Below are 19,407 nucleotides of genomic sequence, written 5' to 3' on the forward strand. Positions count from 1 at the left end.
GCGGATGCCCCTGCGGGGAATCCGTCAGCCCATCTGGACAAGCTCGTTCAGTAGAAGGAGCGCTGCACGGGGATGGAGACCGCGCGAAATCCGGACTGCGGGCGAAGTTCTCACCCGCAAAACAGCGGCGGTCAACAGCAAAGCGATTCACTCGCAAGGCGAAAAGGGTAAGCGAGGCCTTACCGTCGGCTAACGGCACAGGCCTCGCGGGGCGCCGTCGACGTGCAGGTGGTCGCGGTGCGCCGCGTTATAGTCAGGGCTCAGAACGGTCGAGAAGACGCGGCAGCCGCCCTGCCGCAGCCGGTGCAGGAAGCGCTGGCCGGGCTCTCCGGCGGGGCCGGTTCCGGTCCAGTCATTGGCCACAGAGACGGTGCGGCCGTCCTCCAGCGTCACGCCCGCCACATCGAGCGCATTGGCGCGGGCGTGCTCGCTGGGCCGGTCCTGCGGGCGGTCGGAGTTGTAGATGCGGCGGCAGGCGTAGGAGCCGTAGTTGTCGACGCGGGCGACCTTGGAGCCGAGGATTTCCTCGGCGGCGGGCTGGAGCACCTGCCGGTCCCAGATGACGTAGCGGACCGCCAGCGGGCACTGCATGACCAGACCGCCGGGGGCCAGGGGCGTGATGTCGCCGCCGGTGATCCGCACGGCGCCGCGCACGACGCAGAAGCCGCCGTCGTCGCGGTCTTCGGCCCGTTCGACGGTGACGCCGGCCTCGCGCAGGATGCGCATGCAGGCGTCGGTGACGGCGGTGACCTCTTCCGGGGCGGCGACGCGGGTCAGCTCGAAATCATCGACCTTGGCGGCGGTGGCCTGGCCGATGGGGTGGTTGAGGTCCAGCGGCTTCCACGGCAGGTCCTGGTCCGGGGCGAAGGCGTTCAGCAGGGCGAAGGCCGCGCAGACGCCCAGCGCGGCCTCCCAGAGCAGGTTCCAGAAATCGGCGAAGTCGCGCTTCATGCCGGGACAGGGTTAACCGTCCCGGCGGCGCGGGCAAGGGGGTCAGGTCGAAGGGGCGAAGACCAGGGGGACCAGCCTGGACGACATGGACTGGCAGGCGGCGCGGCCGGTGGGGCCGTCATTGGCCATGACGATGATCGCGCGCTTGCGCTGCGGGGCCAGGGCGACGGTGCAGTGCCACATGGTGTTGGAGCCGTCGTGGCCCAGCACCGGGCCGGGGCCGTCGATACCGCCCCACGGCTGCTCGCGCACGCCCCAGCCGCAGGCGTAGGCGGGCGGGGAGCCGGCGGGCGGCGCAGTCAGGCGGCTGAGGCTTTCCGCGCTGAGCCAGCCGGGCGAACCGCCCATGAAGGCGGCGACGAAGCGGCCGTAGTCGGCCAGGCTCATATGGGCTGTGCCCGCGGGGCCGAGGGCCTGGGGATTGTCGGCGGCGGGATGCTCGGGCGGGATGGGGGTGCGCTGCTCGTTGATCAGGCGGTGGGCCCAGGGATTGTCGCGACCCGGCGGCGGGCCGAACCCGGCGCTGGTCAGGTTGAGCGGAGCGTAGAGCTGGGTCCGCATGGCGTCCTCCCAGCTGGCGCCGGTGATCCGCTCAATGGCGGCGCCCAGCAGGATGTAGTCGGCGTTGCCATAGGCGAAGGTTCCGCGCGGCCCCTGCGGCGGGGCGGACAGGACGGCGGCGGCGAGGGCGGCGCGCTGCTCGGGCAGGCCGCGGGTGTCGGCGCGGGCGGCGGTCAGCCACTCGCGACCCAGCACGCCCTGATCCAGCAGACCGGCGCGGTGGTGCATCAGATCGTCGAGGGTGGCGCCGTTCCAGCCGCTGTCGAGGGTCAGGCCGGGGAAGGCCTCGCTGAGCGGCATGGCCCAGCGGGCGCGGCCCTGATCGACCAGGCGGGCGAAGACGGCGGCGGTCATGGCCTTGGTGTTCGATCCCAAGTGCCAGCGGTCGTTGATCGTCACGCCATCGGCGTCGGAAGCGCGCCGCATGCCGCGCACGCCGGACCAGCTCAGCCCGTCGGGCGTGGCCACGGCGGCGGCCATGGCGGGCGGGGCGGCGGCGGCGAAGACCTCATCCAGCGCGGCGTCGGCGGCGGTCGCATCCTGGGCGAAGGCGATGCGGGGAAGGGCGCCCAGAACGGGCAGGGCGGCCAGGCCGGTCAGCAGGCGGCGGCGGTCGGCGATCATCCGGAAACTCCTGTTTGCGGCGGCAGGCTTAGCCGTAACGCCGGTTCCGGACACGTGAGAAAGGCGACAGCTTTCGGGCGGTCCGGGGGCCGATTTGAAACAGGACTGAAACAGGGCTGCAACATTGCCCTCGGGCGGGCGGGGGCGCACGGTGGGGCCATGGGCAAGAGCAAAGACGATTACGACGCCGATCTGGAACGCCTGCAGATCGCGCTGGTGCAGACCCAGGCCTGGACGATCGAGCAGGGCGTGCGGACCCTGATCGTGTTCGAGGGCCGGGATACGGCGGGGAAGGATGGGGCGATCAAACGGCTGACGGAATATATGTCGCCGCGGCAGACGCGGGTGGTCGCCCTGCCCAAGCCGACCGAGCGCGAGTCGAGCCAGTGGTATTTCCAGCGCTACGTCGGCCATCTGCCGGCGGCGGGCGAGACGGTGATCCTGAACCGCTCCTGGTACAATCGCGGCGGGGTGGAGCCCGTGATGGGCTTCTGCACGCCGGAACAGCACGCCCAGTTCCTGAAGGACGCGCCGCGCTTCGAGCGGATGCTGACGGACGACGGGATCGTGCTGATCAAGCTGTGGCTGGACATCTCGCGACAGGAGCAGGCCAAGCGGCTGGCCCAGCGGCGGGAGGATCCGCTGAAGCGGTTCAAGCTGTCGTCGCTGGACGCCGAGGCCGAGGCGCGCTGGGACGCCTACAGCGGGGCGCGCAACCGGATGCTGGAGGAAACCGACAGCAAGGCCGCGCGCTGGACGGCGATCGCGACCGACGACAAGAAGACGGCGCGGCTGAACATCATCCGCCACGTCCTGACCGCCCTGGCCTGTCCCAGGGCGGAGGTGGAGGCGCCGGATGCGAAGATCGTCTTCCCGGCGGCGGACAACCTCGACCGGTTGTTCCGTTAGAAGCCGAGTTCGGCGCGCAAGCTCGCGGGGGGCAGGCCCTCTGATCGCAGATGGGCCAGGGTGACCGAGCCGTCGCGCTTGGCGTAGCGGCGGCCGTCCTCGCCGGTGACCAGCCGGTGATGGCGATAGACCGGCGTGGGCCAGCCCATCAGGGCCTGCAGCAGGACCTGGATGTGCGTCGCCTCGAACAGGTCCATCCCGCGGATGACGTGGGTCACGCCCTGCAGGGCGTCATCGTGGGTGACGGCGACATGGTAAGCGGCGCCGGCGTCCTTGCGGGCCACGACGACATCGCCAGCGGTCTCGGGCCGGGCGCGGATCAGGCCGCGTTCGCCGTCGGGACCTTCACCCTCCTCGACAAAGGTCAGCGCCTGCCACGCCCGGTCGCCCAGCACCTCGCGCGCGCGGTCCAGCGACAGCCGCCAGGCGAAGGCGCGGCCCTCGGCCAGCAGAGCGGCTTCCTCCTCAGGCGGATGCGGGCCGGGGCGGACCGCCTCGGCGGTCCCGTGCGGGGCGTCGCCGATGGCGTCGAGGATCTCCTTGCGGGTGCGGAAGCAGCGGTAGAGCAGGCCGCGCCGGTTCAGGGTGTCGATGACGGTGGCGTAGTCGGTCAGATGCGCGGACTGGCGACGCACAGGCGTCTCCCAGTCCAACCCCAGCCAGGCGAGGTCTTCGAGGACGCCCGCGTCGAACTCGGGCTTGCAGCGGGTCGGATCGATGTCCTCGATGCGCAGCAGGAAGCGCCCGCCCGCCGCTTTGGCCGTCGTCCACGCCGTCAGGGCCGAGAAGGCGTGCCCCTTGTGCAGGCGGCCGGTGGGCGAGGGGGCGAAGCGGGTGATCATCCGGTGGTGGCTTCAGACCTGCTGGATCGCGCCCGCGGCGACGGCGGCCTCGACGCCCGCGCGGATGTCGGCCTCGGACACGAAATCGAACCGGGCGATGGCGTCCTCGAGCGAGAACTGGCGCTCGGACTGCATCCATTCATAGGCCACGCCGACAGCGATGGAGGCGCGGGGGAAGCCGCGTCCGGTGGTGCGGTAGGTGGTCACCGGCTTGCGCTCGGGCAGGGTGAAGCCGGAGGGACGGGCGACCAGCTGGGTCTGGGTCATGGCGATCTCGTCGCGGAAGGCGGGCGAGGCGGCGATATCGGCCAGCAACTGGCCCAGCTCCTTGAGCCGGGCGCCCAGCGCGACGCCGCCGTCGCGCGAGGCGGGCGGCAGATAGGCGCGGAAGGCGGTGTTCTGCATGGCCGCATTGTCGAGCAGCTTGAGCAGGATGCGGCCATAGAGGGGCGAGACCGAGAAGGTCACGTGCAGCGAGCCGCCGTCCTGGGCCAGAGCGTCGTGATACCAGCCGCGCGGCAGATACAGGACGTCGCCGGGCCGCATGGTGACCTTCTGCAGGATCGGGCCGCGCGTCTGTTCGAAATAGCGGCGGGTGTCGGCGTCGTCCGGAAGCTGATCGACCGGATTGGCTGCGCGGCCCTGATAGAGGTTCCAGACCTTTTCGCCCTCGGTGTGGATCACGAAGACGTCGTGGTTGTCGTAGTGGGTGCCGAAAGCCTGCACGCCCTGGAACGAGCAATAGATGTTGGCCCCGATCTTGGCGCCGAAGGCTTCGCCCAGCGCCGCGGTGATCGCGGTCACGGGCGGATGCAGGTGCATGACGTCATTCGCGACCAGGCTGGCGCCGGTGGATAGCAGCATCTCGACCCTGCCCGCGACGGGGCGCAGGAAGGTCCCTTCCATCGTCTGCATCGGTGCGCAGTAGTCCTCGGCGGGCAGGGCCTTGTGGTTCATCACCAGACGCAGGCTGTTCGGCGACCAGATGGTGGTGCGATCCAGCATGGCGTTGAAGTCGGCCCAGCGCAGCACCTCGCGCTTGCGCCGGTCGTCGCCCGCCGGGATGTGCAGCGGTTTCCGGTCGTCATAGTCCGCGAAGAATTGCGCGGGCGTGATCGGATGCAGAAGATCGTCAAAGGTGATCATTCTCCAGGATTAGATCGCCCGTCCCCGCCTGTCGATGAAGCGCCATGCCTGTTCCACCTGCTCCCGCCCAGATCGCCGCCGCCCGCGAGGCCCTGGTCGCGCTGGATCCCCGTCTGGGCGAGGCCCATCGGACGCTGCCGGTGTTCGAATGGCGGTCGCGCACCGGAGGGTTCGAGGGGCTGTTGCGCATGATCGTGGAGCAGCAGGTCTCGGTGCAGTCCGCCGCCGCCATCTGGAAGCGGGTCTTCGACGGGCTGGGCGGGGAGGTGACGCCCGAGCGGACGCTGGCCACCGACATCGAGGCGCTGCGGGCCATGGGGCTGTCGATCCAGAAGGCGACCTATGGCCATGAGATCGCGCGGGCGCATGTCGAGGGGCGGATCGACTTTGATCATCTGGAGCGGCTGTCGGATCAGGAGGCGGTCGAGAAGCTGGTGGCCATCAAGGGCGTGGGACGATGGACCGCGGACACCTTTCTGATGTTCTGCGAGGGGCGGACGGATGTCTTCCCCGGCGGGGACATCGCCCTGCAGGAGGCCATGCGCTGGGCCGACGGGGCGCCGCTGCGGCCGAAGGAAAAGGCGGCCAATCTGCGGGCCGAGGCCTGGTCTCCCCACCGGAGTGTCGCGGCCCATCTTTTGTGGGCCTGGTACGGGGCGGTGAAGCGCGGCGAGATCGTGCTGGAGAACCCGCCCGCATAGCGGCTAGGCTAGGGGCATGACGCCTCTGGTCGACCCCGCCATCGCCAATCCCGAGACGGTTCTCGGCGCGCTCGATTTCGCGGGCGTGGCCGTGTTCGCCGCCACCGGCGCGCTGGCCGCCGCGCGCCAGAAGCACGACCTGGTCACCTTCGCCTTCTTCGGCGCCATCACCGGGGTGGGCGGCGGGACGCTGCGCGACCTGTTGATCGGGGCGCCGGTCTTCTGGGTGCAGGACTGGCGCTACATCGCCATCTGCCTGGCGGCCTCGGTGGCGGTGTGGATGGTGGGCGCGCGGCCCTGGCGGTTCCGCGCCCTGCTGTGGCTCGATGCGATCGGGCTGGCGGCTTACGGGGTGATGGGGGCGGCCAAGGCGGGCGCCTTCGGCATCGCGCCGCTGATCTGCATCGTCATGGGGGCGCTGACCGCCTGCTTCGGCGGGGTGGTGCGCGACCTGCTGGCCGGCGAGCCGTCGATCCTGTTGCGGCGTGAGATCACCGTGTCCGCCGCGCTGCTGGCCGCGACGGTTTTCGTGGTCGCGCGGGTGCTGGGGCTGGACGTCTGGCCTGCGGCCGTCGTGGGCGGAACGCTGGGCTTCGCCCTGCGCGCGGGAGCGCTGGCCTGGGGCTGGAGCCTGCCCGCCTTCCCCGGCACCGTGGCCCGCTGAACCCGGCGCGAACGTCGCGAAAGCGTCGTCGTCCGGTCATCGCCAAGCCCACGAATCAAGGCTACCGTCGATCCTGCCTGACGAGGGAAGGAGACGTGTCTTCAGTCCTGTCGCTTTGATAACCCTCCGTACCGCGGAGCGGACCTGATGCAGGTCCTCAGTCGTCCCCCTTCGGGCTGGCCCGCTCTGGTATTGAACGCCGACTTCCGGCCGCTGTCCTACTACCCGTTGTCGATCTGGCCGTGGGAGGAGGTGGTCAAGGCGGTGTACCAGGACCGCGTCGACGTCGTGTCCGTCTACGACAAGGTCGTGCGCAGCCCCTCCATGGAAATCCAGCTGCCCAGCGTGATCGCGCTGAAGAGTTATGTGGATCAGGACCGGCAGCCCGCCTTCACCCGCTTCAACGTCTTCCTGCGCGACGGCTTCGTCTGCCAGTACTGCGGCGACTCCACCGAACTGACCTTCGACCACGTGATCCCGCGTTGTCGCGGCGGGCGCACGACGTGGGAGAACATCGTCGCCGCCTGCGGCCCCTGCAACCTGCGCAAGGGCGGCCGCACGCCCCAGCAGGCCCAGATGATCGTCCGCCGCGCGCCGCACCGGCCCAGCGCCTGGCAACTGCAGGAGCACGGACGGAGGTTCCCGCCGCACTATCTGCACCAGAGCTGGCTGGACTATCTGTACTGGGACATCGAGCTGGAGCCGTAGGAGCGGCGACCACGCTCTCAGGGATCTATCGCTCAGTGTCGCGTTTCGCGCACAAGCGACAGGTCATAGCCCAGTTGCCGTGCACGGAGCATGATCCGCTCACGCTCGGCTGAAGACGGTTGAGCCGTCCGGCTAAGAAGCCAGAGGTATCGACCGGAAGGCTCTCCAACGATGGACCAGGAGTAGTCGTCCGCTCGATCCAGCACCCAGTAGTCGCCCAGATAGAATGGGCCGAAGAAGGACACCTTCAGCTTTGCGTTCGCGCTATCCTCGACAATGCGAGCCCTGCCTTCGGAGACCTTTTCATCACCGGTGACGCTGCCCTGGCGACAGGTGTTGCGGACACCGACAAGGCCGTCCGGCCTTACGGTATACTCGGCGGTTACGCCCTCGCAGCCGCGTTCAAAGCCATTCTCATAGCGGCCGATCTCATACCAGAGCCCGGAGTATCGCCCCAGATCGACGGCCTTGGCGGGCTGCGGGACCGCGGCATTGCCGACCGGACCACGCTGGATCGTAGCGCACGCCGTGAGGGCGATGGCGGCGCCGGCGATGACGGAAAGAGTTAGGATGCGTTTCATCGCCCCCAAACGGCGGAGACCGGGGCGGCGTTCCGGCGCGGACCGGGGCTTTGAAATCGCGTGTACAAGGCGCCGTCGCACACAGCGCGATGCGACATTCTGTCCAGCATAAGCGAGTGGTGCGCTTCGGAACAAGCCGATCCCGAAGTGCTTTCGGGGAGCATGTCCAACACCGTAGAAAGACTGCGCGCGCAAGCCACAAAGGCTCGGGCGTTGCTGAAAGCCGCCACCGATCCGATGACCATTCGTCAGCTCACCGAATATGCGGAAGAGTGCGAGCGCAGCGCAGACCTCATCGAGGCAAGGCAGGGGCGGCTGCACTGACGCGGAACGCCGCTCGCATCCGCGACGTTGACGGCGGGTCCCGCTTGCCTCAGTCGAGCTCCCATGAAAATCCGCGTCCGCGCCGAACTCGTCTATCGCTTCGATCCTCCGACGGACGCCATTTACAAGATCCAGGTCGCGCACTGGCCGGGGCAGAATATCCTCGAGGAGCGGCTGACCACGATGCCGCACGTCGACTTCATCGAGAACGAGGACGATGAGTTCGGGGCGCGGACCCTGCGCGCGCATCTGTCGGGCGAGGTGACGCTGACCTATGAGGCGGTGGTCGACAACGGCATCCTGAAGGGCCTGCCGCCGGTGACGGTGCAGCATGACTGGAATGAGCTGCCGGCCGAGGTGCTGACCTATCTGAATCCCAGCCGCTATTGCCCGTCGGACCAATTCGGGCGGTTCGTGGAGCGGACCTTCGGCGGCACCATCGGGGGCGAGCGGGTGCTGGCCATCCTCGACTGGCTGAAGGCCAATATCGACTATGAGCCGGGATCGTCGGACAGCGAGACGACGGCGGCGCGCACCTTCATCGACCGGGCCGGCGTGTGCCGCGACTTCACCCACCTGGGCATTACCCTGTGCCGGGCGTCGGGCATTCCGGCGCGGGCGGTCAGCGCCTATGCGCACCAACTGACGCCGCCGGACTTCCACGCCATCTTCGAGGTCTGGCTGTCGGACGGCTGGTGGCTGGTCGATCCGACGGGGCTGGCGCCGGTCGAGGGGCTGGTGCGGATCGCCTGCGGGCGCGACGCGGCGGACATCGCCTTCCTGACGACGCAGGGGACGTGCCGGTTCGTGCGGCAGTCGGTCAGCGCGGTGGCTGAGTAACGCTGCCTTCTCCCAACGGGAGAAGGGAAGTGAGGGTCAGAACCGTGCGCGCCATTCCTCGATGAAGACCTCGCGCTTCAGCACATTGTTGCGCGGGTCGATCAGGACGTGGGCGGTGGCCGGGACGGTGATCTGGCCGCGGCCGCCGGTCATCGGGACGGTGGTGACCTGGCCGTCGACCTCGACCTCGACCGGCATCGGGAAGGTCTGGCCGTCGCCGGTGACCCACTCGAGCGCCAGTCGGTCGCCCTCGCGCGTTTGGCGCAGGTCGGGCAGGGCGGCGTTGTAGAGGTAGCCCTGGAAGAACCAGCCGTAGTCGCGGCCGGTCTCCTCGTTGACGATGGCCAGGAACTCGCGGGTCGTGGCGTAGCGGGGCGTGAAATTGCCCGGGCGCGGATCGGGGCGGCCGTAGACCAGCCGGGTGACCGAGCGGAAGAAGGCCTCGTCGCCGATCAGCAGGCGCAGGGAGTGCGCGATCAGAGAGCCCTTGTTGTAGATGTCGTTCCCCGGGCCGACGTCGCCCTTGTAGACCTCGTCCTCGGACTTGTCCGTGCCGGACACCACCGGATAGCGGTTCAGCAGGCCGTTGCGCTGCTTCAGCAGTTCGGCCTGGAAATATTGCTCGCCCCGCAGCCAGCGCAGGTAGAGGGGCTGCATATAGCTGCCCAGACCCTCGTGCAGCCACATGTCGTCGGCGTTGCGGTTCGTCATCTGGTTGCCGAACCACTCGTGCGCCAGTTCGTGGTGCAGCAGCCAGTCGTAGCCCTTGCCGTCGAGGCGGTACTCATTGCCGTAGGCGTTGATGGTCTGGTGCTCCATGCCCAGGTGCGGGGTCTCGACCACGCCCATCTTCTCATCGCCGAACGGGAAGGGGCCGACGGTGGATTCGTAGAAGTCCATCATCGGCGCGAACTCGGCGAACAGGGCCGCGACCTTGGCCGGATCGTCCGAGCGCAGATACCAGTAGGACATCGGGATCGTGTTGCCGAACCGGCTACGATAGTCGGCCTTCATCTCGTCGTAAGGCCCGATGTTCAGGGCGATGGCGTAGGTGTTGGGATTGGCCGCCGACCAGTTCCAGGTTGTCCAGCCGTCGCCGTTGTCCACCGTGCCCAGGAAGCGGCCGTTGGACGGGGCGGCGAGGTCCGACGGGACGGTGATGTGCAGATCGACCCGGCCCGGCTCGGCCAGGGGGCTGTCGATGCAGGGCCAGAAGATGTCGCAGCCCTCAGGCTGGACGGCGGTGGCGATCCACGGCTTGCCGTCGGGTGTCGAGCCCCAGACGAAGCCGCCGTCCCACGGGGCGCGGGGGGCGACGCGCGGGGCGCCGGCGTAGGCGATGCGGATCTGGACGGTGTCGCCGGGCGCCAGGTCGCGGCCCAGCTCGATCCACAGGCGGCCCTCCGGATTGCGCCAGCCGCCTTCGCCCTGCTGGATCTCGCGTCCGTCCACCTGCACCGAGGAGATGGTCAGCAGGGTGTCGAGTTCCAGCGGCAGGACGCTGAGCATTCCGGTGGCAGTGAAGTCGAGGACGGCGACGCCTTCGATGGTCTTGTCGTCGGGGATGACCTTGAGCGTCAGGTCGGCCTTGTCGAAGCGGACGGCCTCCTGTTCGGGCGTGCGCGGCTGGTCGGTGGCCAGGGTGAAGGCGGTCGATTCGCGGGCCGGGGCGGGCGTGGCCTGATCCTGCGCCAAGGCAGGCGCGGCGCCCAGGGCCAGCAGCGAGGCGCCCAGCAGGACGGCGTGGCGGATGGATGCGGACATGTGATGAGCCTCCCCGGCGAACAGGGGCGCAGACTGGCCGGGCGGGGCGGTCGGCGCAACCGTCGAGGCGAGGCTCTAGACCTCCATCCCTCGCGCTTTTCGCTGGGCCTTGGTGGCGCGTCGGGCCCAGGCCTTGTCGATCTGTTCGCGCAGGCGGTCGTCGTCGGCGGCCTCATAATGCACCAGCACCGCGGGCCAGCCCTCGAAATGCGGCGTCTGGAAATAGGTCCGGGGCTCGGTCGCCATCAGGAAGTCCACGGTCTCCCGGTCCAGCGCGAGGGCCAGGGCTTTCGGGTCGGTGTTGTCATTGACGATCCAGTGGCCCCGGACGCGGACGCAGCGTCCGCCGTGCAGGGTCGAATCCTCGGCGCCTGGCTGGGTCAGGGCGTAGGCGAACATCTCGTCGCGGGTCATGGGGCGAAGGATGCGCCCTGTTTCGCGCAAAACAAAAGGGCCGGTGTCACCACCGGCCCCTTCAGAACTCTATAGAGCAGCGCTGCTTAGGCGGCGGCTTGCTCGGCCAGCTTGGCCTTGACCTGACGCTTGATGCGCTGGGCGGCGACCGACAGCTGCTCGTCGCGAGCCTTGACGATGAAGGCGTCCAGGCCGCCCTTGTAGTCGAGGGTGCGCAGGGCGGCGTTCGAGATACGCAGCGAGAAGGTTTGGCCCAGAGCGTCCGAGCTGACCTTGACCGCCTTCAGCGACGGCAGGAAGCGGCGCTTGGTCTTGATGTTCGAGTGGCTCACGCTGTTGCCGACCATGGGGCCGATACCGGTGAGTTCGCAACGACGCGACATCTGACTATCCTTCGGAGCGGTCCGCGACGGGCGCAGACGCATGAAACAGGTGCGCGCGAGACACCGTCCAGCGCGAGAGGTGGGGCGTATAGAGGAAGAGTCTGCCGGGCGTCAAGGCGTCTGGAGCGGGCCAGCCGTTCAGCCACTGTTCAATTCCCGCCATATATCCCCTCTAGTCACTAACGGACCAATCGCCCGAGGGGCCACGAGATGAAGACCGTCCTGACCCGAGCCGCCGCCGTCGCCGTTCCCGCGATCGTCGGCGCCCTGTTCCTGGCTGCGCCGGCGACGCCGCAGGCCGCCATGCAGCCGCAGACCGGCGGCGATACCGTCCTGCCCGGCTATTGGGAATATACGACCAGCGCCGTAGGCGTTCGCGACACTGAACAGAAGTGCGTGCGGCCCAGCGAGATCAACCGATTCTTCGGCGGCCTGTCGACGCGCCGCTGGCGCTGCACCTATCCGGTGCGTCAGGTCGGCAACGGCAATGCCCGCTTCGAAGGGACCTGCACCGACCACAAGAATCGCCGGGTGAATGTGCGTCTGAACGGCACCTATACGTCGGAAAGCTTCACCTTCCGCGGCGGGGCCCAACTGGCGCGCGGCACGCCCTATCTTCCCGCCTCGATCACCGCCCGTCGGATCGCGGCCCAGTGCCCGGCCAACGCCGAGTATTTCTGACAATCGGAACGTCTCCCGCCGCCCGATCAGCGACGGGAGACATCTGAGGCTTACCAGTAGCCGCCGGGGCACTCGCCGACCGCCGTCGCGATGACGTAGTCGGACTTGGAGCCATGCAGCGTGCCGGAACCGACATTGCCGTTGACGCAACGGTCCAGCTGATGACCGACCACCGTCGTGTAAGTCGCGTCGGTATAATAATATTTTTCGTAGAGCAGACCCGGCGGAACCGCGGACGCGACCCCGGCCACACCGGCGACGGCCACGGCCGCCACGAACGCAAGAGACTTGATCAGCTTCATCTCGAACCCTCCATTGGTGAAGGTTCGCATTGGCGCAAACGCGGGTGCGTCTGTACAATCTTAAATAGAGTTAACCGATAACTTTCGCGTGTTTCGCATCAATGCGCGGCGCCGCCCGGCTTCAGCCGCCCGATCTGGTGGAGGACGAACGCGACCACGCCGCCGACGATGACGCCGATCACTGACGAGATCAGGGCGGTGGTCAGCCAGCCGGTCAGACCGCCCAGCGGGCCCGAGGCGTGGGCGATGGCGTGGGCCAGATGCTCGACCGGCTCGGCGGGCCAGTGCAGACCCAGTTCATGCGTGCCGTGCATCAGGATGCCGCCGCCGACCCACAGCATGGCGAAGGTGCCGATGACCGACAGGGCCGACATGACCACCGGCATGCCCTTGACCAGTCCGCGTCCGATGCGCTGGCTGAGGGGTGAGGACTTCTGGGCCATGTGCAGGCCGATATCGTCCATCTTCACGATCAGTCCGACCGCGCCGTAGACGGCCACGGTCATGGCCAGGCCGACGACGACCAGCACCCCGGCCTGGATGGCCAGTGGGCGATCCGCGACGTCGTTCAGGGCGATGACCATGATCTCGGCGGACAGGATCAGGTCGGTACGCACGGCGCCGGAGACGGTCTTTTTCTCTAGATGGGCCGGATCATCGATGACGGGCGCGTCCTCGCCGTGATGCCCGCCGCCGAACATCTCCATCAGCTTCTCGGCGCCCTCGAAGCAGAGGTAGGTCCCGCCCAGCATCAGGATGGGTGTCAGCGCCCATGGCGCGAAGGTCGTCAACAGCAGGGCGACCGGCAGGATCAGCAATAGCTTGTTGCGTATGGAGCCGATGGCGATCTTGCCGATGATCGGCAGCTCCCGGCTGGGTTCCAGCCCCGTGACGTATTTCGGCGTCACAGCCGCATCGTCGACCACGACGCCCGCGGCCTTGGCCCCCGCCTTGCCCGCCGCCGCGCTCACATCATCGATGGACGCCGCCGCCAGCTTGGCGATCCCCGCCACGTCGTCGAGCAGGGCGATAAGTCCGGAGGGCATGAGGTGCGTCACAGCAGGAACGGAGGGAGACGGCAGAGGTAGGACAGGCGCGGGCGCGTGTCGATGCCGCCCGCGAACACCGTCCTCCGGTAGGTGGCTTGACTTAAATCTACATAGGTAGATTTATTGAGGCATGACTCGTCCCCGTGCTCTTTCGCCCGCCGCCCGTCGTGTTCTGCAAGCGCTCGCCGAGGCGGGGAGCGTGGGACGGCACGGTTATGAATTATGCCGCGAGGCCGACATCAAATCCGGCACCCTGTACCCGTTGCTGATGCGCCTGGAGGGGCAGGGATATCTGGCCGCGGACTGGCAGGCGGCGGAGACGCCGGGGCGGCCTCCGCGGCACGTCTACCGGCTGACGGCGGAAGGGCGGCGTCTGGCCGCCGAGAACCTGGTCCCGGACACCGCTCGCGCGGCCCTGCCGGAAGGACGGCCCGCGTGAGGGGCGTCGCCGTTTTTGTCCTTCGTCTGGCCAAGCGCCTGCTGACGCCGCGCAACCGGTCGTGGGGCGAGGCCGCCCAGCGTGAGGCCGAGGAGATCGAGCATCCGGGCGAGGCCCTGAGGTTCGCCTTCGGATGCCTGATGTGGGCGATACGGGAAGCCGCTGCCGACCGCATTTCACACCTATTCCAGCAAGGGGATGACCCGATGAGTTTTGCCGACGCTATACGTGGTCCCCGGGGCGTCGCCCTGCTCTGCGCGACCGGCGCGGTCGCGCTGGGGCTGGTCTATATGGTCATGGGGAATGCGCCCGCCCGCTATCTGATGATGAACATCGGCGCCTTCGCCTTCGGGCTGATCGCGCTGGCGATCCTGACGCTGGCGGATGGGCGGGGGCATCTGCCGGGGCGGCTGCTGGCGGTGGGGCTGGGCGCGGTCCTGCTGGCGACCAGTCTGCTGGGCGTGCGGGTCGACGGGATCACGCGCTGGCTGGCGCTGGGGCCGCTGACGATTCAGCCGTCGATGATGATCCTGCCATTGATGGTGGTTCTGTTCGCCCGGTTCCGGGATGGGCTTTCTCTGATCGGGATCGCGGTGGCGGCGCTGGCCCTGGCCCTGCAGCCGGACCGGGGCATGGCGGGCGCCCTGACCGCCGGGATCGCGGTTCTGGCCTTCACCCGACCGAACCGCAGCGTACTGGCGGCGCTGGCCTGCGCGGCCGCCGGCTTCGCCGCGACGCTGGTTCAGCCGGACCCATCGCCCGCCCTGCCCTTCGTGGACCAGATTCTCTACTCGTCCTTCAGCCTGCATCCGTTGGCGGGCGTCGCTGTGGTGCTGGGCTCGGCCCTGCTGACCGTGCCGGTGCTGGCAGGACGTCAGGCGAAGGCGCCGGAACTCGCGGTGTTCGGCGCGGTCTGGGCCGCCCTGATCGCGGCGGCGGCGCTGGGCAACTATCCGACGCCCCTCGTCGGCTATGGCGGCAGCGCGGTGATCGGTTATCTGATCAGCCTGATGGTCTTCCCGCGCCGGTCGGCCCTGGCCGCCGCCTCGACAGAGGCGCAGCCTCAGGCCGGGGCGTCGTCTGACGGCGACCGCGCCCTCTACGTCGGCGCGGCCAGGGCGCAGGTTTAGCCGATCGGGAAGGTCGGCGGCGGAAGCTGCAGGTTGGTGTCCGGCACGGCCTCGCCCCGGAAGAAGCGCACGATCAGGTCCTGAACGTCCGGATGGGCCTCGAAGACGTTGTGCCCGGCGTTCTCGACCACCACCCGGCTGCGGTTGCGGAACTGGGCGATGACCTCGGCCTGCTCCTCCAGCGGGGTGCGGCCGTCCAGGGTTCCCGCGATCAGAAGGGCGGGGGTGTCGAAGCTGGAAGACGCCCGGAACGCCTCGCCGAGATCAAGGCCCGGCACGGCGCCCAGAACGTGTGGCATGGGGAAGTTCAGCGCGTCGCCCAGCACCGCGGAGCGCGCCTCCTGCTCGACGAGCGCCAGCCGCGCCGGAGAGATGCCGGACGCCAGATCCATGGCCTCGGGCATGCCACGGATGCTGAACAGGCCGGGGACATCGCTGAGGAAGGGCGTCAGCACGGAGGTCATGCCCGCCTCCAGCGCCAGATAGAGGCCGGGCAGCATCGACATGGTGCGCGGATTGGCGATCAGTCCGCCCGCCATATACTGGATGGCGAAGCCGCCGAGGGTCAGATCGACCGGTCCGGAGACTGTCGGGACGGTGACCGTCGCGGGCTGCGCGTCCAGCCTTTCGTGCACCCGGCGCATCAGGGCGGGCAGGTCCGGGACAGCGGCGCGCGCGACAGGATCGACGGCAAGGCAGGCGTCCACCCGCTTCAGATAGGCGTCGATATGGGCGGGGCGCTTCACCGTCTGGTCCTGCCCCTCAAGGCTGGCCAGGGCGACACGGTTGATGCGGGCGCCGTGCCGCTTCAGGACCGACAGGGCCAGATGGGAGCCGTAGCTGATGCCCCACAAGCTGATCGTCTCGGCCCCGAGGTGGCGACGCAGGTCATCAATGTCGTCGGCGCTCTGTTCGGTGGTGTAGCCGTTGATGGCGACGCCGGCGCGGGTCCAGTCGGCCCAGCCGCGCTGGATCTCCGCGCGGAAATGGTTGGTCAGGCCGTCGCGGGTCAGGGCGGGCCAGGGCGCGGTCAGGGGCGGGCGCGGCGGGATGTGGTTCGACAGGCCCGTGCCGCGTTGGTCGAAGGCGATGACGTCGGCCACTTCGCGCAGGGCCATGAAGATGGGGAAGCGCGGGCCGGTGGCCGCGCCGGTTCCCTCACCGCCGGGACCGCCCGCCAGATAGACGATGGGCGGGCCGGGGCGGGCGGCGGTCGAGGCGAAGCGTACATAGCCCAGACGGATGCGACGCGAAGTCGGATCGCGGCGATCCTCTGGCACTTCGAAATAGCCGCGCTCGGCGTCGACCTCCTGATCCCGCCAACCGGCGAAGCGGATGGGGCCGGCGGGCGGCTGGGGCGCGAGCGCCGCCTGGGCATGGGCCCAGCGGGGCAGGGCGAGGGCCGGGACGGTCAGGCCCGCGGCGGCGAGGAGGAGGCGGCGGTTCAGAAGAGCTTGGGTCATGGGCGCAGCTGGACCGCTTTCCGCCCGCCTGTCCGGCCGGATCGGTGAACGGCGCCGGCGGATCGGTGAGTGGCGAAGCCTTCCGGTGAATGACGCGATACAGTGACGCCATGTGGCGCTTCCTTCTTCTGACTGTCCTGTTGCTGGTCCTGCCGGGCGAGAGCCGCGCCCAGGCCCCGGCGGGCGACCCCGTGGTCTGGGAGGCCTGCACGGGCCGGCCCGGTGCGGCAGGACCAGTGCTGGGCGACTGCAGGCCTGTGGGGAAGGCCATCGATCCGCAAGGGCGGGAGATTTGGCTGCGCGGCGTTGTGGCCCGGCCCGACGATGATCAGGCGCGCGCCCTCTATGTGGTGGGGACCGCCGCGTCGGAGGTCTGGCTGAACGGGCGGAGGTTCGGGAGCAATGGCCAGCCCGGAGGTTCAGCGGCGAGGGAGCGCCCGGGGCGCTACCAGATCGCCCTGCCGATCCCGGAGCGGGCGTGGCGGGACGGCGAGAATGTGCTGGTCGTGCGGATGTCGTCCTTTCATGGCGGGCTGAAGTTGAGCCGGCCGGTGATGGGCCTGTTCGTCGCCGCCTATCCGTTGCCCGCGACGCCGATGGCCTTTCTGGCGGTGGTGTTCGCGGTGGCGGGCGCCCTGTTCGCGGCGGCTTTCGGCTTCGGCGTGATCCATATGCTGAGGCGCACGACCTCCAGCCTGATCCTCGCCGCCATCGCCGGGGTGGCGAGCGCGCAGGCGGTGCTGGAGAGCCTGAGGCATCTGACAGCCTACGCCTATCCGCTGCATGTCTGGCGTCTGGTCGGCATCTGGGGGCTGGCCGCCGCCTTTTCGATCCTGCTGGTCTCGTGGGTGGTGCTGCGGTTCTGGCCGGGGCGGAGGCCTGCGGTGATCGGAGGGGCCGCGGTGCTGATCGTGGCGACCGGCCTGGCGCCGGGCTTTGATCTGAAGACCGGACTGGCCCTGCTGGTCGGGGCGGCCCTGTCGCTGGTCGCGGCGGGAGTGGGGGCGTGGCGGCGCACGCCCACGGCGCGGCTGACCCTGGCCTATCTGGCGGTGTTCCTGGTGGTCGCCGTCAGCTTCCCGGAATGGCTGGTGGACCTGTCCTACTTCCTGCTGGCCGCGGCGCTGGTGCTACCCCTGCTGATGGTCGAGGTGGTGCGGCTGGGGCGGGATGATCGCGAGCGCGAGGCGGCGCTGAGTCGGGCGGCGGCGCGGCCCAACTGTCTGACCGTGGCCTCGGCGCGGGGCGTGGAGCGGGCGCCGCTGAAGGAGATCGTCGCCGTGGTCGGGGCGGACGACTACGTCGAGCTGAGGATGACCGGCGGTCGGACGCTGCTGCATGCGGCGCGGCTGGACCGGCTGGAGGCCGAGCTGCCGCCGTCCTTCATGCGGGTGCACCGGTCGGTGATCGCCAATCTGGACCATGTGCGGGGCATGGAGCGCGAGGGCGGGCGCTGGCGGCTGATCCTCACCGAAGGCGCGCCCCTGCCGGTCAGCCGGGCGCGGGCGCAGGCGGTGCGTGACCGGCTGGATGAACCCCTGGGCGAGACATGAAAAAAGGCCCGGGATCGCTCCCGGGCCTTCGTCATTTCAGCGATGCGCGTCTGATCAGGCGGCTTCGGCCTCGGCAGCCGGAGCGGCGGCCTTCTTGGCGCTCAGCGACTTGCCGAGCAGCTCGACGGCCGCGTCCTTGTCGATCTTGTTGGCGGCGGCGACTTCGCGGGCCATGCGGTCCAGGGCCGACTCGTACAGCTGACGCTCCGAGTAGGACTGTTCCGGCTGGCTGTCGGCGCGGTGCAGGTCGCGGACCACCTCGGCGATCGAGATCAGGTCGCCCGAGTTGATCTTGGCTTCGTATTCCTGGGCGCGACGCGACCACATGGTGCGCTTCACGCGGGCGCGGCCCTTCAGGGTAGTCAGCGCCTTGGTGACGACGTCGTCGGCGGCCAGCGAGCGCAGACCGGCGGTCTTGGCCTTCTTGGTCGGGACGCGCAGGGTCATCTTCTCGTGGTCGAAGGTCACGACATAGACCTCCAGCGACATGCCCGCGACTTCCTGGGTCTCGATGGCCGCCACCTTGCCGACGCCGTGCGCCGGATAGACGACCGCATCGCCAACCTTGAATTCCAGACCAGTCTTGCTCGTCATGTCACTTCCTTTCCCGGCTCAGCGGGAGGGGAGAGGCGAAGGCGCAAGGACAACAGGCTGACAGCCGCCGGAAACTTGCCCCGTCGGAGATGTCTGTCTGGTCGTCAAATGCGGAAACGGATCACCCAACCTCTGGCCGATCCCGCCTTCGTGGACGGGATTCTGTCGCAAACGCGGGCGGCGCGAGGTTTTCGCAGACCGCCCGACCCAATGACAGTAACCTATCACAAATCTGCGGAATTTCAAAACGTCCACAGCGTCCGAGTACGGAAGGCTGGAAATCCTCGCCGGATCAGGGCAGCGCGGCGACGCCCGGCGCTAACCAGAACCGTTCCGCTTGTCAGGAGCCCGTGCCAGGCTTGGGCGAGAAATATTTCTCGAACTTGCCGGTCTCGCGCTCGAACTGCTCCCTGTCCTCGGGCGGCGTGCCCTTGACGGTGATGTTCGGCCAGACCTTGGCGTATTCGGCGTTGATCTGCAGCCACTTGCCGTCCGGCTCGTCCTCGGTGTCCGGGACGATGGCGTCGACCGGGCATTCGGGTTCGCAGACGCCGCAGTCAATGCACTCGTCCGGGGCGATGACCAAAAAGTTCTCGCCCTCATAGAAGCAGTCGACCGGGCACACTTCGACGCAGTCCATGAATTTGCAGCGGACGCAGGCGTCGGTGACGATATAGGTCATGGGCGGGGCAAGCGTTTCGGTGTGGGGCGCGGGACGCGCAGATGACCCCCGCGGGCGCAACTGTCAACCGGACGGGCTGTTTCGGGGTTGCGGCGACGGCTT

Annotated in this window: 23 protein-coding genes; 10 read left to right on the plus strand and 13 right to left on the minus strand. The window is 68.7% G+C overall.

Annotation, left to right across the window (positions count from 1 at the left end):
• Positions 1-189 precede the first annotated feature (189 nt).
• Positions 190-951: an extensin-like domain-containing protein gene (locus tag ACTIEF_RS07620; RefSeq protein ID WP_439471531.1), complete on the minus strand. Its 762-nt coding sequence runs from the start codon at positions 949-951 to the stop codon at positions 190-192.
• Positions 952-993: 42 nt separating this feature from the next.
• Positions 994-2,136: a serine hydrolase domain-containing protein gene (locus ACTIEF_RS07625; protein ID WP_439471532.1), complete on the minus strand. Its 1,143-nt coding sequence runs from the start codon at positions 2,134-2,136 to the stop codon at positions 994-996.
• A gap of 159 nt (positions 2,137-2,295) precedes the next feature.
• Between ACTIEF_RS07625 and ppk2 the strand changes: the two genes are divergently transcribed.
• Positions 2,296-3,045 carry a polyphosphate kinase 2 gene (gene ppk2, locus ACTIEF_RS07630; protein WP_439471533.1) on the plus strand — a complete coding sequence of 250 codons (750 nt, stop codon included), beginning with the start codon at positions 2,296-2,298 and terminating at the stop codon, positions 3,043-3,045.
• Here ppk2 and gluQRS read toward each other — a convergent pair.
• Positions 3,042-3,887: a tRNA glutamyl-Q(34) synthetase GluQRS gene (gene gluQRS, locus ACTIEF_RS07635; protein ID WP_439471534.1), complete on the minus strand. Its 846-nt coding sequence runs from the start codon at positions 3,885-3,887 to the stop codon at positions 3,042-3,044. The two genes, ppk2 and gluQRS, sit on opposite strands and share 4 nt — an antisense overlap.
• Before the next feature lie 12 nt (positions 3,888-3,899).
• Positions 3,900-5,033 (minus strand): cupin domain-containing protein, encoded by a 1,134-nt coding sequence (locus tag ACTIEF_RS07640; protein WP_439471535.1) that lies wholly within the window; start codon positions 5,031-5,033, stop codon positions 3,900-3,902.
• Between the two features lie 44 nt (positions 5,034-5,077).
• On the opposite strand from ACTIEF_RS07640, the gene ACTIEF_RS07645 reads away from it, so the two are divergent.
• From ACTIEF_RS07645 to ACTIEF_RS07655, 3 genes are all read left to right on the plus strand, one after another.
• Positions 5,078-5,734, plus strand: a complete 657-nt coding sequence (locus ACTIEF_RS07645; protein WP_439471536.1) for a DNA-3-methyladenine glycosylase family protein — start codon at positions 5,078-5,080, stop codon at positions 5,732-5,734.
• Between the two features lie 16 nt (positions 5,735-5,750).
• Positions 5,751-6,398, plus strand: a complete 648-nt coding sequence (locus tag ACTIEF_RS07650; RefSeq protein ID WP_439471537.1) for a trimeric intracellular cation channel family protein — start codon at positions 5,751-5,753, stop codon at positions 6,396-6,398.
• A gap of 147 nt (positions 6,399-6,545) precedes the next feature.
• Positions 6,546-7,106 (plus strand): HNH endonuclease, encoded by a 561-nt coding sequence (locus tag ACTIEF_RS07655; RefSeq protein WP_439471538.1) that lies wholly within the window; start codon positions 6,546-6,548, stop codon positions 7,104-7,106.
• A gap of 32 nt (positions 7,107-7,138) precedes the next feature.
• Here the strand turns inward: ACTIEF_RS07655 and ACTIEF_RS07660 are convergent, their stop codons facing one another.
• The gene (locus tag ACTIEF_RS07660) at positions 7,139-7,687 is read right to left on the minus strand and encodes a lipocalin family protein (RefSeq protein ID WP_439471539.1); all 549 of its coding nucleotides are present in this window, start codon (positions 7,685-7,687) and stop codon (positions 7,139-7,141) included.
• Between the two features lie 162 nt (positions 7,688-7,849).
• On the opposite strand from ACTIEF_RS07660, the gene ACTIEF_RS07665 reads away from it, so the two are divergent.
• Complete coding sequence (locus ACTIEF_RS07665) at positions 7,850-8,011, plus strand: hypothetical protein (protein ID WP_439471540.1); 162 nt, start codon at positions 7,850-7,852, stop codon at positions 8,009-8,011.
• A gap of 63 nt (positions 8,012-8,074) precedes the next feature.
• Positions 8,075-8,851, plus strand: coding sequence for a transglutaminase-like domain-containing protein (locus ACTIEF_RS07670; RefSeq protein ID WP_439471541.1), 777 nt, complete (start codon positions 8,075-8,077; stop codon positions 8,849-8,851).
• Between the two features lie 36 nt (positions 8,852-8,887).
• Here ACTIEF_RS07670 and ACTIEF_RS07675 read toward each other — a convergent pair whose 3' ends face one another.
• From ACTIEF_RS07675 to rpmB, 3 genes are all read right to left on the minus strand, one after another.
• A complete protein-coding gene (locus ACTIEF_RS07675) occupies positions 8,888-10,615 on the minus strand; it encodes a M1 family metallopeptidase (RefSeq protein WP_439471542.1) in 1,728 nt (575 codons plus the stop codon).
• Between the two features lie 75 nt (positions 10,616-10,690).
• Positions 10,691-11,029, minus strand: coding sequence for an MmcQ/YjbR family DNA-binding protein (locus ACTIEF_RS07680; protein WP_439471543.1), 339 nt, complete (start codon positions 11,027-11,029; stop codon positions 10,691-10,693).
• 86 nt (positions 11,030-11,115) lie between these two features.
• A complete protein-coding gene (rpmB, locus tag ACTIEF_RS07685) occupies positions 11,116-11,412 on the minus strand; it encodes a 50S ribosomal protein L28 (protein ID WP_439471544.1) in 297 nt (98 codons plus the stop codon).
• Between the two features lie 210 nt (positions 11,413-11,622).
• Here rpmB and ACTIEF_RS07690 point away from each other — a divergent pair, with 210 nt between their 5' ends.
• Positions 11,623-12,093, plus strand: coding sequence for a DUF3617 domain-containing protein (locus tag ACTIEF_RS07690; protein WP_439471545.1), 471 nt, complete (start codon positions 11,623-11,625; stop codon positions 12,091-12,093).
• A gap of 50 nt (positions 12,094-12,143) precedes the next feature.
• Here ACTIEF_RS07690 and ACTIEF_RS07695 read toward each other — a convergent pair whose 3' ends face one another.
• Both ACTIEF_RS07695 and ACTIEF_RS07700 read right to left on the minus strand, forming a co-directional pair.
• Complete coding sequence (locus tag ACTIEF_RS07695; protein WP_439471546.1) at positions 12,144-12,395, minus strand: hypothetical protein; 252 nt, start codon at positions 12,393-12,395, stop codon at positions 12,144-12,146.
• Positions 12,396-12,493: 98 nt separating this feature from the next.
• Entirely contained in the window at positions 12,494-13,441 is a 948-nt protein-coding gene (locus tag ACTIEF_RS07700) for a DUF808 domain-containing protein (RefSeq protein ID WP_439471547.1), read from the minus strand.
• A gap of 133 nt (positions 13,442-13,574) precedes the next feature.
• Between ACTIEF_RS07700 and ACTIEF_RS07705 the strand changes: the two genes are divergently transcribed.
• Together ACTIEF_RS07705 and ACTIEF_RS07710 are read left to right on the plus strand one after the other, a co-directional pair.
• Positions 13,575-13,883, plus strand: coding sequence for a PadR family transcriptional regulator (locus tag ACTIEF_RS07705; protein ID WP_439471548.1), 309 nt, complete (start codon positions 13,575-13,577; stop codon positions 13,881-13,883).
• Positions 13,880-15,013: a hypothetical protein gene (locus tag ACTIEF_RS07710; RefSeq protein WP_439471549.1), complete on the plus strand. Its 1,134-nt coding sequence runs from the start codon at positions 13,880-13,882 to the stop codon at positions 15,011-15,013. Before ACTIEF_RS07705 ends, ACTIEF_RS07710 begins: the two co-directional genes overlap by 4 nt.
• Here ACTIEF_RS07710 and ACTIEF_RS07715 read toward each other — a convergent pair.
• Entirely contained in the window at positions 15,010-16,476 is a 1,467-nt protein-coding gene (locus ACTIEF_RS07715; protein ID WP_439471550.1) for an alpha/beta fold hydrolase, read from the minus strand. The genes ACTIEF_RS07710 and ACTIEF_RS07715 overlap by 4 nt on opposite strands.
• Positions 16,477-16,565: 89 nt before the next feature.
• Between ACTIEF_RS07715 and ACTIEF_RS07720 the strand changes: the two genes are divergently transcribed.
• Entirely contained in the window at positions 16,566-18,029 is a 1,464-nt protein-coding gene (locus ACTIEF_RS07720) for a LytR/AlgR family response regulator transcription factor (protein ID WP_439471551.1), read from the plus strand.
• A 54-nt stretch (positions 18,030-18,083) separates the two neighbouring features.
• Here the strand turns inward: ACTIEF_RS07720 and ACTIEF_RS07725 are convergent, their stop codons facing one another.
• Both ACTIEF_RS07725 and fdxA read right to left on the minus strand, forming a co-directional pair.
• Positions 18,084-18,623 (minus strand): CarD family transcriptional regulator, encoded by a 540-nt coding sequence (locus ACTIEF_RS07725; protein WP_331046909.1) that lies wholly within the window; start codon positions 18,621-18,623, stop codon positions 18,084-18,086.
• A 340-nt stretch (positions 18,624-18,963) separates the two neighbouring features.
• Positions 18,964-19,305: a ferredoxin FdxA gene (gene fdxA, locus ACTIEF_RS07730; protein ID WP_439471552.1), complete on the minus strand. Its 342-nt coding sequence runs from the start codon at positions 19,303-19,305 to the stop codon at positions 18,964-18,966.
• Between the last annotated feature and the right edge of the window lie 102 nt (positions 19,306-19,407).

The sequence above is a fragment of the Brevundimonas sp. genome (assembly GCF_051858995.1).
In the GTDB taxonomy this organism is placed as follows: domain Bacteria; phylum Pseudomonadota; class Alphaproteobacteria; order Caulobacterales; family Caulobacteraceae; genus Brevundimonas.

Excerpts from the sequence above, each read along its gene's own strand:
- ACTIEF_RS07620 (WP_439471531.1), bottom strand. The coding sequence starts at position 951 with ATGAAGCGCGACTTCGCCGATTTCTGGAACCTGCTCTGGGAGGCCGCG.
- ACTIEF_RS07625 (WP_439471532.1), bottom strand. The coding sequence starts at position 2,136 with ATGATCGCCGACCGCCGCCGCCTGCTGACCGGCCTGGCCGCCCTGCCC.
- ppk2 (WP_439471533.1), top strand. The coding sequence starts at position 2,296 with ATGGGCAAGAGCAAAGACGATTACGACGCCGATCTGGAACGCCTGCAG.
- gluQRS (WP_439471534.1), bottom strand. The coding sequence starts at position 3,887 with ATGATCACCCGCTTCGCCCCCTCGCCCACCGGCCGCCTGCACAAGGGG.
- ACTIEF_RS07640 (WP_439471535.1), bottom strand. The coding sequence starts at position 5,033 with ATGATCACCTTTGACGATCTTCTGCATCCGATCACGCCCGCGCAATTC.
- ACTIEF_RS07645 (WP_439471536.1), top strand. The coding sequence starts at position 5,078 with ATGCCTGTTCCACCTGCTCCCGCCCAGATCGCCGCCGCCCGCGAGGCC.
- ACTIEF_RS07650 (WP_439471537.1), top strand. The coding sequence starts at position 5,751 with ATGACGCCTCTGGTCGACCCCGCCATCGCCAATCCCGAGACGGTTCTC.
- ACTIEF_RS07655 (WP_439471538.1), top strand. The coding sequence starts at position 6,546 with ATGCAGGTCCTCAGTCGTCCCCCTTCGGGCTGGCCCGCTCTGGTATTG.
- ACTIEF_RS07660 (WP_439471539.1), bottom strand. The coding sequence starts at position 7,687 with ATGAAACGCATCCTAACTCTTTCCGTCATCGCCGGCGCCGCCATCGCC.
- ACTIEF_RS07665 (WP_439471540.1), top strand. The coding sequence starts at position 7,850 with ATGTCCAACACCGTAGAAAGACTGCGCGCGCAAGCCACAAAGGCTCGG.
- ACTIEF_RS07670 (WP_439471541.1), top strand. The coding sequence starts at position 8,075 with ATGAAAATCCGCGTCCGCGCCGAACTCGTCTATCGCTTCGATCCTCCG.
- ACTIEF_RS07675 (WP_439471542.1), bottom strand. The coding sequence starts at position 10,615 with ATGTCCGCATCCATCCGCCACGCCGTCCTGCTGGGCGCCTCGCTGCTG.
- ACTIEF_RS07680 (WP_439471543.1), bottom strand. The coding sequence starts at position 11,029 with ATGACCCGCGACGAGATGTTCGCCTACGCCCTGACCCAGCCAGGCGCC.
- rpmB (WP_439471544.1), bottom strand. The coding sequence starts at position 11,412 with ATGTCGCGTCGTTGCGAACTCACCGGTATCGGCCCCATGGTCGGCAAC.
- ACTIEF_RS07690 (WP_439471545.1), top strand. The coding sequence starts at position 11,623 with ATGAAGACCGTCCTGACCCGAGCCGCCGCCGTCGCCGTTCCCGCGATC.
- ACTIEF_RS07695 (WP_439471546.1), bottom strand. The coding sequence starts at position 12,395 with ATGAAGCTGATCAAGTCTCTTGCGTTCGTGGCGGCCGTGGCCGTCGCC.
- ACTIEF_RS07700 (WP_439471547.1), bottom strand. The coding sequence starts at position 13,441 with ATGCCCTCCGGACTTATCGCCCTGCTCGACGACGTGGCGGGGATCGCC.
- ACTIEF_RS07705 (WP_439471548.1), top strand. The coding sequence starts at position 13,575 with ATGACTCGTCCCCGTGCTCTTTCGCCCGCCGCCCGTCGTGTTCTGCAA.
- ACTIEF_RS07715 (WP_439471550.1), bottom strand. The coding sequence starts at position 16,476 with ATGACCCAAGCTCTTCTGAACCGCCGCCTCCTCCTCGCCGCCGCGGGC.
- ACTIEF_RS07720 (WP_439471551.1), top strand. The coding sequence starts at position 16,566 with ATGACGCGATACAGTGACGCCATGTGGCGCTTCCTTCTTCTGACTGTC.
- ACTIEF_RS07725 (WP_331046909.1), bottom strand. The coding sequence starts at position 18,623 with ATGACGAGCAAGACTGGTCTGGAATTCAAGGTTGGCGATGCGGTCGTC.
- fdxA (WP_439471552.1), bottom strand. The coding sequence starts at position 19,305 with ATGACCTATATCGTCACCGACGCCTGCGTCCGCTGCAAATTCATGGAC.